Annotated in this window: 12 protein-coding genes; 4 read left to right on the top strand and 8 right to left on the bottom strand. The window is 66.3% G+C overall.

The features are described 5' to 3' along the window. Nucleotides 1-1,237, top strand: a 1,237-nt coding sequence (locus tag G3N99_RS25390; protein ID WP_206123771.1) for a cytochrome c, incomplete at its 5' end; no start/stop codon positions are given. 122 nt (nt 1,238-1,359) lie between these two features. Here G3N99_RS25390 and G3N99_RS25385 read toward each other — a convergent pair. Beyond that, complete coding sequence (locus G3N99_RS25385; RefSeq protein WP_206123770.1) at nt 1,360-2,550, bottom strand: FAD-dependent oxidoreductase; 1,191 nt, start codon at nt 2,548-2,550, stop codon at nt 1,360-1,362. Between the two features lie 153 nt (nt 2,551-2,703). Between G3N99_RS25385 and G3N99_RS25380 the strand changes: the two genes are divergently transcribed. Continuing rightward, nucleotides 2,704-3,624 (top strand): LysR family transcriptional regulator, encoded by a 921-nt coding sequence (locus tag G3N99_RS25380; RefSeq protein WP_206123769.1) that lies wholly within the window; start codon nt 2,704-2,706, stop codon nt 3,622-3,624. Here the strand turns inward: G3N99_RS25380 and G3N99_RS25375 are convergent. The 7 genes from G3N99_RS25375 to G3N99_RS25345 form a co-directional block, all read right to left on the bottom strand. Then, on the bottom strand, nt 3,619-4,143 hold the full coding sequence (locus G3N99_RS25375; RefSeq protein ID WP_206123772.1) for a GNAT family N-acetyltransferase: 525 nt from the start codon (nt 4,141-4,143) through the stop codon (nt 3,619-3,621). The genes G3N99_RS25380 and G3N99_RS25375 overlap by 6 nt on opposite strands. Nucleotides 4,144-4,148: 5 nt before the next feature. Continuing rightward, on the bottom strand, nt 4,149-5,003 hold the full coding sequence (locus tag G3N99_RS25370) for a hypothetical protein (RefSeq protein WP_206123768.1): 855 nt from the start codon (nt 5,001-5,003) through the stop codon (nt 4,149-4,151). Nucleotides 5,004-5,142: 139 nt separating this feature from the next. Next, nucleotides 5,143-5,721 carry a hypothetical protein gene (locus G3N99_RS25365; protein WP_206123767.1) on the bottom strand — a complete coding sequence of 193 codons (579 nt, stop codon included), beginning with the start codon at nt 5,719-5,721 and terminating at the stop codon, nt 5,143-5,145. 93 nt (nt 5,722-5,814) lie between these two features. Continuing rightward, the gene (locus G3N99_RS25360) at nt 5,815-6,204 is read right to left on the bottom strand and encodes a lysozyme inhibitor LprI family protein (protein ID WP_206123766.1); all 390 of its coding nucleotides are present in this window, start codon (nt 6,202-6,204) and stop codon (nt 5,815-5,817) included. Nucleotides 6,205-6,258: 54 nt separating this feature from the next. After that, on the bottom strand, nt 6,259-7,005 hold the full coding sequence (locus tag G3N99_RS25355) for an N-acetylmuramoyl-L-alanine amidase (RefSeq protein ID WP_206123765.1): 747 nt from the start codon (nt 7,003-7,005) through the stop codon (nt 6,259-6,261). A 124-nt stretch (nt 7,006-7,129) separates the two neighbouring features. Next, nucleotides 7,130-8,749: an FAD-dependent oxidoreductase gene (locus G3N99_RS25350; protein WP_206123764.1), complete on the bottom strand. Its 1,620-nt coding sequence runs from the start codon at nt 8,747-8,749 to the stop codon at nt 7,130-7,132. Then, nucleotides 8,749-10,263: a polyamine aminopropyltransferase gene (locus tag G3N99_RS25345; RefSeq protein ID WP_174936946.1), complete on the bottom strand. Its 1,515-nt coding sequence runs from the start codon at nt 10,261-10,263 to the stop codon at nt 8,749-8,751. The genes G3N99_RS25350 and G3N99_RS25345 overlap by 1 nt, the downstream gene beginning before the upstream one ends. Nucleotides 10,264-10,384: 121 nt before the next feature. Here G3N99_RS25345 and G3N99_RS25340 point away from each other — a divergent pair, with 121 nt between their 5' ends. Then, entirely contained in the window at nt 10,385-10,771 is a 387-nt protein-coding gene (locus tag G3N99_RS25340; RefSeq protein ID WP_129515440.1) for a DUF350 domain-containing protein, read from the top strand. A gap of 27 nt (nt 10,772-10,798) precedes the next feature. Then, nucleotides 10,799-11,615 (top strand): SPFH domain-containing protein (locus G3N99_RS25335; protein WP_206123763.1); only part of this gene is annotated, 817 nt, incomplete at its 3' end.

Genomic DNA, 11,615 nt, shown 5'->3' with positions numbered 1-11,615 from the left:
GCTGACCCCCGCCGGCACCGAACCCCAACCGCCGGTCGCCGGCACGCCGGCCGACCTGCCTGCGACCCTCGCGCGCGGCGAGTATCTGGCGAAGGCTGCCGATTGCGTCGCGTGCCATACGGCCGTGGGCGGCACGCCTTACGCCGGCGGCAGGCCGTTCAAGCTGCCGTTCGGGCAGCTGTATTCCACCAACATCACGCCGGACAAGGCAACCGGCATCGGCAACTGGTCGGACGACGCGTTCGTTCGCGCGGTGCGCGAAGGCGTGGGTTCGCACGGCAATCTGTATCCGGCGATGCCGTACACGTCGTATGCCGAAATGAGTCGCGACGACGTGCTGGCGATCCGGCAGTACCTGATGACGCTCGAACCGGTGCATCAGGCCCCGCCCGAAAACGACCTGTCGTTCCCGTTCAACCAGCGTTGGGGCCTGGCCGCGTGGAACGCCGTGTTCTTCCGCGGGCAGCGCTTCGCGCCGGATCCGAAGCAGAGCGTGGAATGGAATCGCGGCGCCTATCTGGCCGGCGCGCTCGGCCATTGCGGCGAATGCCATACGCCGCGCAACGTCGGCTTCGCGATGAAGTCGCGCGACTATCTGTCCGGTGCCGACATCGAAGGCTGGAAGGCCTACAACACGACGTCCGACCAGGCATACGGCCTCGGTTCGTGGACCGACGAACAGATTGCGCAATATCTGTCGCGCGGCCACGCACCGGGACGCAGCTCGGCGGCCGGCCCGATGGCGGACGTGGTCGAGCATAGCCTGCAGTACCTGACGCAGAACGACATCGCGTCGATGGTCGTGTACCTGCGCAGCGTGAGTCCGGTCACGGGCGGGCAGACGGGCAAGATCGAACTCGATCCGTCCGCCGCGCGTGCGTCGAACGCGGTGTTGCCGGGCGCGGCGTCGCTGCCGCAGGCGCTCGAGCGTGGCCAGCGGCTCTTTGCCGGCGACTGCGCGGGCTGTCACCAGTGGAACGGCGCCGGTCGCCAGAGCGAGTATGCGTCGCTCGTCGGCGCGCATGCGGTCAACGACCCGTCCGGCGCGGCGCTCGTCCAGGTGCTGCTGCACGGCACCAGCCTGACCGTCGGCGGCCGCACGCAGCAGATGCCCGGTTTCGGTGCCGCGTACGGCGATGCCGATATCGCGGCGGTCGCGAACTTCGTGCTGAGTCACTTCGGCTCGAAGCAAGGCGTGGTCACCGCCGAGCAAGTCGGCAAGGCGCGCGCGCAATGACGGTCGGCGGCCGCGGGAAGACGCGCGGTTTCGCCTGAACGGCTGCGTCAGGACGATTCGGGAAGTCGTGCGCGGTTCATCGAACGACACGACTTCCCGGCGTAACGCACCATCATCAAGGCCTATCGATTCCGCAGTGATGGCATCGGCAGGCCCGCCCCCCACGTATTCGCGAGCGCTTCGATTTCGGCGATCGGATCGACCGCCTGCGCGGCTGCGTACGTGTCGTTGCCGAATAGCCGCTGGGCGAACTCGCGTGCGCGCAGCGTGATCGCCGCGGTTTTCCGGCTGCGCCGCTGCGTGAACGACGCGAGTGCAGCGTCGAGGTCACTGTCGTTGTTCTTTCCATGCTCGTCGAGGCAGCGGGCGAGATGCCACGCGTCCTCGAGCGCCTGGCACGCGCCCTGTCCGGAGGTGGGGAGCGGCGCGTGCGCGGCGTCGCCGATCAGCAGCACATTGCCGCGATGCCATACATCGACAGGGTCGAGATCGTGCACATGGATCTTCGCGATCGTGCCCGGCTGCGTTGCGCGCATGACGTCTGCGATGGGTGCTGGCCACCCGTCGAAGAGCCGTTCGAGCAGCGGGCCGGGATCTTCCGGCGCCGCATCGTCGTTGTCGTGATGGTCGATTTCAGCTTCGGCCCGGGCTGCGGCCCAGTAAATGCGATGCCGGTCCAGCGCGACGATGCCGAATCGCTCGCGCTGGCCCCAGTAGTCGAATATCGACACGTCGTCGACCAGCGGTACATCGCTCTGCGCCACGCCGATCCAGTTGACGAATCCTTGATACACGGGGGTGGCGTCGCCGACCACATGGCGTCGTGCGACGGAGTTCATGCGGCCGTCCGCGCCGATCACGAGATCGGGGGTGATCGTCGCGCCGTTGTCGAAATGAACGACAGCGCGACCGTCGATGCCGGTGTCGATGGTTGTCGCGCAGTGGCCGAAGCAGACTTCGATGTCGTGAGCGGCGACGTGCCGCGCCAGCGCGGCCTGCAGGTCGCGCCGCAGTATCGAGCGCGTTGGAAACCCCATGTAGCGATCGAGTTCGCCGATGTCGACACGCTTGAACGGGGTGCCGTGCCGATCCATGCACCGCATTGCGCGCAGGTGGCCGCTGACTTCGACGATGTCCGGCAGCAGGCCGAGTTGCTCGAGCACGAAGCCGGCATTCGGCCATAACACGACGCCGGCGCCCATCGTCGTCTCGGACGGCCTGCGTTCGTAGAGCCGTATCCGGTGCCCCTGCCGGCCAAGCGCGAGCGCGGTGCTCATGCCGGCCACGCCGGCGCCGAGAATGGCGATATCCATGTTGTTGCTCCCGTAGGTATTTGCGCGTGCTCGCGTCGTCGCGGGTGTGTGCGTCAGCGGCCACGCCTTGACTGGATCCGCATCGTAAATTACGGTCGCGAACGGGATAAGCCGTGAAAAACGGCGAGCTTTAATACCTCAAACGGGATAATGATGCGCAGCAAGCTGGATCTGAACGCGGTGCGCGTGTTCGTGTCGGTCGTCGACGAAGGCAGCTTTGCCGGCGCCGCGCGTGTGCTGTCGATACCGGGTTCCAACGTGAGCCGCCATGTGGCGCAACTGGAGTCGAGGCTCGGTGTGCGCTTGCTGGAGCGCAGCACGCGACACCTTCGCATGACGGAGGCCGGGCGCCTGCTGCACGAGCGCGCGAAGCCGATGCTCGATGCATTGACGCTTGCCGAATTCGAACTGACCTCGCAGCAAACGGAGTTGCGTGGCGTGCTGAGGCTCTGCGTGCCCGGCGAAATCGGGCCGCGCATGCTCGGGCCGATCGTCGCGGAATTCGCGAGCCGCCATCCGCGTGTCGAAATCGACTGCGATACCAGTCTCGCGGGCGTCTCGACGTTGCGCGACGATATCGACCTGTCGATCATCGTCAGTCGCGGCAAGCTGGACGACAGTGCGTTCGTCGTCAGGCCGCTCGTGAGCTTGCCGAGCGTCGTCGTGGCGGCGCCGTCGCTGATCGAACGCACGGGCATGCCGACCCGGACGGAGCAGCTCAGGCAATTGCCGTGCATCACGACGTTGAGCACGCTGAAAGGGCAGCCGTGGCAGTTCGCTGACGACGACGGGCGGATTCACAAGATTCCGGTCGCGAGCCGGTATCGCGTCAATAGCGGCGAGATGGCGGGCCTGGCGGCGGTGAACGGGATCGGCTTCGCGATTCTCGTCGAACGCGGGTGCGCGGCCGAGCTGGCCGCCGGGCGGCTGGTGCGCGTGCCGCTGGAGATGACGCCGGCGCCGCTCGAATTGCTGGGCGCCTATTCGAGCCGCAATTCGGTCAATGCGAAGATCCGCGAGTTGCTGCAGTTGATGCAGATGCGTCTTTCGGCGGACGGTGCGATGCCGTCATGACAATTGCTTCGGCAATGCGCGCCAGTAGCGCAATTCTTCGATTGGCGCGCCTTCGATCTCGAACGTCTTGATGTCGTCTTCGGCGACGAAGCCTTCGCGTTCATAGAACGCCCGGGCACGACGGTTCTTGAACAGCACCCAGAGCGAGACCCACGCATGGCCCGTGTCATGCAGCGCATGGCATGCATGGTCGACCAGCGCCGCGCCGACGCCTTGCCCGCAATGCGCGGGATGCAGGTAGATCGCTTCGATTTCACCCCAGGTGCGATCCTTGTCGGTGTCGCGCGTCGGACCGTAGGCGATCCAGCCGGTGGGCTCGCTTTCGGTGAACGCGAGCGCGACACGCGGCCGTCCGGCGTCGAGCGCATGGCGCCACGAAGCGGTGCGCTTTTCGACCGACAGGCCGGCGAGGAACGGGGCCGGCATGATGCCCGGGTAGGTGGCCTGCCACGATGCGACGTGGATGGCGGCGATGGCCGGGGCATCGGCGGGCGTGGCAGGGCGGATGTCGATGTTCATCGTGTTCAATGGGGCGCACCGTAAAGAGAATAGAACCGATACGGTAGATCTCCCAGTTCGCTTTCAACACGATCGTACTTGCAAAGCGACTGGAGCCACGCGAGAAACGTGGCCTCGGTCATGAACGATCGCAACGTGTCGACTGTTGCCTCGCGACGCGCGGGAGGAATGAAATCATGCACAGCGGCGTGGCTGCCGGGCGAGCCGGTCAGGCAGCGGCACCCCTGCCAGTCGATCCGCGGGTAGTCGGTGGAGCTGAATTCCGACGGATACCTGATACGACCGGAGAGCATGTCGTTCGCGCCGACAAACCAGAGCATGAGCTGCGCGCGCCAGCGCGGATCGTCAATGCTCAGCACTGATGTCAGCCATGTATGAATTTCCGACGTATCCAGGTATTTGATGCACAGGAACATCGACGACGAGAATTTGCCGCTTGTGTTGAACCAGTCGCCTGTACCGGGCGACTGTTCGTGATCGTGGTTGAAGCATGCTGTCGTATCGAGTGTGCCCGACGGCCAGCATCGGGCGTCCATCAGGCATTGCCCGAGCGTATCGAGGACATCACGGCGAAACCCCTGGTACGGTTCGAGCGATAGTTCATCGGGGTGCTGCGCAATGAACCCGGAGATCAACCACGCCAGAAGCTCGTGGCGTTGTCCGTCGTGGCTACGCGAGATCAGTTGCGCCAGCAAGTAGTGGTACCACGACTGCCATTCGTCGCCCGGGCCGAACGAGGTCGTGCCGACGACGATTTCTTCGAGCGGCGTATCGAGCTCCGTGATGTCGATGGATTGCAGATCGCCTTGCAACTCCGCGAACATTAGTCGCGATTCCCCCATGAACCATGCTTCGCCCATCGGCTTGCCGGGGCGCGGAAATGCCGCTCGTAGCCTGGCCAATGCGGAAGGGGAGCATCCGCTTCCGGGGATCCATCGAAATGGGGTGGACGGAGTGCGCATCAAGACGCCATGAAGTCGTCGTGCGTGGTTGCCGGATTCATTGCGCCGGATCCAGGCTGCTGTCGATCGCAAAGCGGTAGTTGATATCCACCCGCGATGCGTCGTCCGGTACGTCGGTTTTCGTCAGCACGAATTCGAACGCAGGCTCGAACCAGCCGTTGCGCGGCACTTCGCCACCGAGAATCTCGACTTCATACCAGCCGTTGTCGATCTCAATCACGGGCCGGCCCGGTTCTCGGTAACGCGCGAGCAGCGCATTGACCGTTGCATCGGTGAAGCGTTCGAGAATCCGCCATGTATAGAGCATGATCGAACGATGTTCGACGCGCAGCACGTACCCGCCGCGCCGGTGCTGCAGGCGGCTTCCCGTCTTCAGCAATTCGGGTGTTGCGTCGTCCAGCGTGAAGATGACCGTGTACGGATGGTTCTCGATGCCGGCCAGCGGAATGACGACGCCTTCCAGCACGGCGCGGTCGCCGCTGTCGCTCGTCGTGAACGCGGTCGCGACGTCGTCCGGCAACTCGTGCCGTTCCTTGAAGCGCTTCAACAGCAGGAGATCGCCGACGAGAAAATAGTCGACCAGATCGTTGAGGACTTCGGAGAATTCATGTCGCATCGCCACTCCTTTTACGGTGCCGAAACGGAGCGTTCGCAAGGGCATGAAGCGCCGCGTCGCGAAACGGTTCGCGGCGCGGCACGTGCGACGCCTTTAGTCGCCGAGCTTCGACGTCACGCAACCCGTGCTCGTGCACTCACGTTCACGTTCACGCAGGAACGACAGGCGCGACTGCGTCATGTCGGTCGCACACTGGAGATCCACGAGGTAGCCGTTGTTGCGCGTCTCGCTGCACTGCGCGTCGCGTTGCTTCAACCACGCGAGCTGGCCAGCCTTCAGCGTCGCCTGCTGGTCGCTGCTCAGTTGCTTGCGCAGGCGGCCGTACTCGTCGTTGAGGTCACGGTCGGTCTGCGAGAACTGCGTGCTGCTGCAGTACACCTGGTCGAACGCGCTGTGCGGCTTCGCGCAGCCGGCTGCGTGTGCGGCGAACGGAGCGGCAAGCGCGAGCAGGGCGCAGGATGCGAGCAGATTCTTCATTTTCATGGTGATGCTCCTGACTGGGTGAAAACCGTTGGGCCCGACGGGCCTTGTCGTTGTTTATTGCGGTGCCGTGCACGCGTCGATGCCGCCCGCGATCGCAGTGGACAGCTTCTGGATCGTCTCGCGTCGCGCAAGCCGGGCTTCCTCATCCGGATTGACGATCACGCCGGCTTCGACGAGCACGGCCGGAATCGGTGCGGTGCGCAGCACGACGAGATCGTCGAAGCGGTGAATGCCGAGTTGAGGGTCGATCAGCGGGCGATTCTCGCCGCGGATCGGCTGCGCGTGATACAGCGACGGCCGCTCGCCGGACGCGACCAGCCGCTCGGCGATCGCCTTCGCGCAACGCAGGCTTGCCGCGTAGTGCGGATTGCGTTCCGACACGAACACCGAGAAGCCGCGGAATTCGCGCTGCCGGCCGGCGTCGATGAACTGCTGCTGCATCGAGTCGTGATGGATCGACACGAACAGGTTCGCGTCGGGCGCCTGCGTCGAACGCTGGTCGAGCGCGATCTCGCGGCCGTCGGCCGACGTGCGCAGCACGCGGTCACCATGCGCGGAGAGTTTTTCGGCGACGGCCGCGGACAGGTCGAGGTTGTACAGGTACTCGACGCGGCCGCTCGCACCGGTGGAGCCCGGGTGAGCCGGCGTATGGCCGGTGTCGACGACGATGTAGCGCCCGGAGGCGGGCGCGGCGTCGGCCGCATGCAGCGCCAGCGGTGCGCCGAGCAGCGGGGCGCAGGCGAGCACGCGCGCGGCGGCGCGCACGAACGGGCGAAGGCGTCGGATGGTTCGGTTCGTCATTGTTGTTGTCGAGGAGGGCATACGGCGCGTCGGACGGCGCGTCACCGTCGGCCTGCTCAATGCAGTCGGAATGTCGCGCGATTATAGCGGTTGGCGGCGGCGCCGCAATGACGGACGGCGGCCGTCAGGTCAGCACGCGCCGGGCCGCAAGCATGCCCCAGTACGACGCTTCCTCGAACAGCGACAGCCCGGACAGGTCCGCATGCGCGAACACGACGGGGCCGTCGGCATCGCGCAGCGCGAGCAGCCCAGGGCGGCTCAGGAAGCCGACATCGGGCGTCGCCATCGCGTGACCGCGCACGGTGATCTCGAGCGCCGACGCGTGTTTCCACAGATTGCGCCCATACACGGCCTGCAAGTCGATCGCCGCCTGTTCGCGCAACGCGTCGGGTTGGGCCTGCGCGAGCCAGCGACGCGTGTCGTCCGGTGCTTGCGTGCTCAACGCCTGGTACGCGGAGAACACCGAGCGCGTCGGCGGCGACATGCGGATCAACTGGTGCGTCGACACGACATAGCCGAGCCCCGCGCCGTCGTAGACGACGTTGTCCCATGCGAGCGGCACGCCCGCTTCTTCGGCCGGCATGCCGTCGAGCATGAAGTTGGACACGAGCCACGGCGCACGCGGCGGCAGATCGCGCGCGGGGTCGAAGCCGTACGCGGCAAGCTGCGGAAACACGCGCGTCGCGACGAACAGTGGCATCGCGCTCACGACGCGCCTCGCCTTCAGCATGAACGTCGACAGCGCGCCGTCGTTGCCGATGCGTGCGCACAGCACGTCGACGCCGCCCGCGCGTTCGGTCGCGCGCACTGCGAAGCCGTCGCGCGACCACGCGTTCGAGCCGGTGCGCGCGGTGATCGAGTCGGTGAGCTTCGTCACCATCGTGTGCAGCCCGTCGGGCCAGGTCAGCACCGCGCCGTCGCTCGCATCGCCCGCGTGGCCGCCACGCGACGAGAAATAGTGCAGGCCGGCCCATGCGGATACGTGCTCGTACCCGGCGCCGTAGTCGTCGCGGCAGCAGTAATTCAGGTACCAGTGCAGCGCCTTCGCGGTGTAGCCCTCGTCGAGCAGCCACTGGCGGAACGAGCGCCGGTCCAGCGCGCGCCAGCGCGGGTCGCGCGACGATTCCGCGACCGGGATGCAGAACACCTTGCGGCCATCGGCGCCGCGCGCGGTGCGCAGCCCGTCCGTGTACGCGAAGAAGCGTGCCTGTTGCGCGAGTTCGTCGGCGCCGAGGCCGGCCGTCGGCACGATGCCGTCCTGCCACTGTCCGGCGATGAAGAGCCGTTCGTCGGGCGCATGGACGAGCACGCGCTCGTCGTACACCGGGCGCGCGGAGAACGGCGCCGATTCGATCACGCCGAGATCGGCGAGCATGTCGCGCAGATGCGTGGATTCGAGTGACGGCAGCGGCAGGTAGTGCGCGCCTTTCGGGTAGCCGAGATCGCCGAAGCGGCCGCCGGCCGCGTTGCCGCCGAATTCGGGGCCGGCGAGCACCGTGAAGCGCTTGTGTCCCGCGCGCGCGAGCTGCCACGCGCACGACAGACCGGCCGCGCCCGCGCCGAGGATCGCGACGTCGGTCTCGATCGTGCCGGACGGCGGCGGCAGCGTCGCATGGTCGCGCAGCGCATGGCCTTCGCGCATGCCCGGGTAGCCGACATGCGGCGTCGTCTCGATCCAGCCGGTGCGTCCGCAGGCGGCGAGCGACGCGGCCGCCGACGCGACGAGGAACGTGCGGCGGTCCATCAGCGCAGCACATGTTTCCAGTCGTCGTCGAAGCGGCGCACGAGCGGCTGGTCGTTGAGTTCGTTCGGCGACATCGGCAGCGCCGGCATGTCGGCCGGGAAGTGGAACATCTCGGCGGCCGTTTGCGCGTCGAGCCAGCGCGTGGGCACCGAGTAGTGCGTCGGCACCGTGAAGTCGCGGCGCTTGCCGGCGATCACGAAGCCCCAGTCGCCGAACGACGGCACGTAGCAGTGGTACGGCCACGTGTTGAGCCCGGCTTCGTGCAGCGTCGCGATGATGGTCCAGTATGCGTGCGGCGCGAAATACGGCGACGTCGACTGGATCACCGCATAGCCGTTCTCCGACAGGTGGCGCGCGAGCAGCCGGAACACGGGCACCGAATACAACCGGCCGAGCCCGAAGTTGGTCGGGTCGGGGAAGTCGACGACGATCGCGTCGTACACGTCGGCATTCGATTCGAGCCAGCGCACCGCATCGTCGTTGATCACGTGCACGCGCGGGTCTTTCAGCGAGCCCTGGTTCAGCTTGACGAGCGGTGCGGACGTCGAGAACAGCTTCGTCATCGCGGGATCGAGATCGACGAGCGTGATCTGTTCGAGGTTGCGGTGCTTGAGCAGCTCGCGCACCGCGAGGCCGTCGCCGCCACCGAGCACGAGCACGCGCTTCGCCCACGGCAGCGCCTCGATCGTCGGGTGGATCAGCGCCTCGTGATAGCGATGCTCGTCGCGCGACGAGAACTGCAGGTTCCCGTTCAGGTACAGGCGCATGTCGTCGTGCCACTGCGTGAGCACGATGCGCTGGTACGGCGTCGTCTCCGAATAGATCGTCTCGTCGCCGTACACGCCGTGTTCGGCCCAGTGCGTGATGCGGTCCGACAGCGCGAAGCCGGCGACGAGCAGCCCGATCACGAGCGACGCACGCATCAGCTTGCCGCGCACGTTTCGGATCTCGTCGCGGAACAGGTGCGTGGTCCACAGCGCGACGAACGCGTTCAGGAGCCCGAACAGGAAGCTGGTGCGCAGCAGGCCGAGGCGCGGTGCGAGCACGAGCGGGAAGATCAGCGACACGGCGAGCGAGCCGAGATAGTCGAAGGTCAGCACTTCGCTGACGGTATGGCGGAATGCCTGGCGCCGTTGCTGGAACGCGCGCATCACGAGCGGGATCTCCATCCCGATCAGCATGCCGAGCGCCAGCACGAGCGCATAGAGCGCCGCGCGGAACGGCGCGGCCAGCCACGCGAACACCGCGAACAGCAGCGCGGCCGACACGCCGCCGAGCAGGCCGACGAGCAGCTCGATGTCGACGAAGCGGTCGAGCACGTCGTCGTCCTCGACGAACTTCGCGAGCCACGAGCCGATCCCCATCGCAAACAGGTAGCAGCCGATCACCGACGAGAACTGCAGGATCGAATCGCCGAGCAGGTAGCTGGACAGCGCGCTGCTGATCAGTTCGTAGCCGAGCCCGCACGACGCGAGCACGAGAATCGACAGGACGAGCGCGCGCCTATGCAGCATGGTGCGTCCGTTGTGCAGCGGTCGGCAATGTGGATATACTGGCGCGGCATTTTGTCTGCTGGCCCTGCGCGGGCCGGCTGGCGACGGGGCGGCGAACCGAGCACAAAATCCGAGGGAAAGAATGAATAGTGCCTATCTCTATGCGGTTCATTTACTGTCGGCGTTCGTGCTGCTTCTTGTGTTCGCGGCAGTGTACCTGAAGGTCACCCCGTTCGACGAACTGGCGCTGATCCGCGACGGCAACTCGGCCGCGACGCTGTCGTTCGGCGGCGCGCTGATCGGCTTCTGCCTGACGCTCGCGTCCAGCATCGCGCACAATTCCACGCTCGGCGAAGTCGTGATCTGGGCGGTCGGTGCGATGGCCGTGCAACTGATCACCTATGCGGCGCTGACGCGCCTGATGCCCGGCATGAATCACGCGATCGAGGATCGCAACGTCGCGATGGGCGGCCTGATGGGCACCGCGTCGCTCGTCGTCGGCATCATCAATGCCGCCTGCCTGACCTGACGCGCCACGCGTTTCGAGGAGACCGACATGAGTCTGGGTTCATTCATCCGCAAGCAGTTCATCGACGTCCTGCAATGGACGGAAGACACCGACGGCGTGCTGGCCTGGCGCTATCCGATGGAAGACCAGGAAATCCAGTACGGCGGCAAGCTGACCGTGCGCGAAACGCAGGTCGCGATCTTCGTGAACGAAGGCAAGGTCGCCGACGTGTTCCAGCCGGGGCTGTACACGCTGGAAACGAACACGCTCCCGGTGCTCACGTACCTGAAGAACTGGGACAAACTCTTTCAGTCACCTTTCAAGTCGGACGTCTATTTCTTCAGCACGCGGTTGCAGCTCGGCCGGCGCTGGGGCACCGCGCAGCCGGTGACGATCCGCGATCGCGAATTCGGCTTCGTGCAGGTGCGCGCGTTCGGCATCTACTCGTACCGGATCGTCGACGCGGGCGCGTTCCATCGCGAGGTCAGCGGCACGCGCGCGCAGTACACGGTCGACGATCTCGAACAGCAACTGCGCAACCTGGTCGTCACCGCGATGAGCACGACGTTCGGCTCGGCCGACGTGCCGTTCGTCGACATGGCCGCGAACCAGTCGCTGCTGTCGCAGCGCGTCGCCGAGGCGCTGGTGCCGGTGTTCACGCGCTACGGCCTCGCGCTCGACGCGTTCGCGGTGGAAAGCGTGTCGCTGCCGGCGGAGCTGCAGAAGGCGCTCGACCTGCGGATCGGCGCGGGGATGGCCGGCGATCTTGCTCGCGCCACGCAATACCAGACCGCGCAGGCGATTCCGCTCGCCGCGCAGAACCCGGGCGGCATCGCCGGGATCGGCGCGGGGCTCGCCGCGGGTG

The organism is Burkholderia sp. Ac-20392, assembly GCF_017104585.1.
GTDB classification, from domain to species: Bacteria; Pseudomonadota; Gammaproteobacteria; order Burkholderiales; family Burkholderiaceae; genus Burkholderia; species Burkholderia lata.
Note: the sequence above shows the minus strand (reverse complement) of the source record. Positions and strands in the feature narration are given on the sequence as shown.

What these genes read in the sequence shown, in the direction of transcription:
- G3N99_RS25385 (WP_206123770.1), bottom strand. Translation starts at nt 2,550, where the DNA reads ATGGATATCGCCATTCTCGGCGCCGGCGTGGCCGGCATGAGCACCGCG.
- G3N99_RS25380 (WP_206123769.1), top strand. Translation starts at nt 2,704, where the DNA reads ATGCGCAGCAAGCTGGATCTGAACGCGGTGCGCGTGTTCGTGTCGGTC.
- G3N99_RS25375 (WP_206123772.1), bottom strand. Translation starts at nt 4,143, where the DNA reads ATGAACATCGACATCCGCCCTGCCACGCCCGCCGATGCCCCGGCCATC.
- G3N99_RS25370 (WP_206123768.1), bottom strand. Translation starts at nt 5,003, where the DNA reads ATGGGCGAAGCATGGTTCATGGGGGAATCGCGACTAATGTTCGCGGAG.
- G3N99_RS25365 (WP_206123767.1), bottom strand. Translation starts at nt 5,721, where the DNA reads ATGCGACATGAATTCTCCGAAGTCCTCAACGATCTGGTCGACTATTTT.
- G3N99_RS25360 (WP_206123766.1), bottom strand. Translation starts at nt 6,204, where the DNA reads ATGAAAATGAAGAATCTGCTCGCATCCTGCGCCCTGCTCGCGCTTGCC.
- G3N99_RS25355 (WP_206123765.1), bottom strand. Translation starts at nt 7,005, where the DNA reads ATGACGAACCGAACCATCCGACGCCTTCGCCCGTTCGTGCGCGCCGCC.
- G3N99_RS25350 (WP_206123764.1), bottom strand. Translation starts at nt 8,749, where the DNA reads ATGGACCGCCGCACGTTCCTCGTCGCGTCGGCGGCCGCGTCGCTCGCC.
- G3N99_RS25345 (WP_174936946.1), bottom strand. Translation starts at nt 10,263, where the DNA reads ATGCTGCATAGGCGCGCGCTCGTCCTGTCGATTCTCGTGCTCGCGTCG.
- G3N99_RS25340 (WP_129515440.1), top strand. Translation starts at nt 10,385, where the DNA reads ATGAATAGTGCCTATCTCTATGCGGTTCATTTACTGTCGGCGTTCGTG.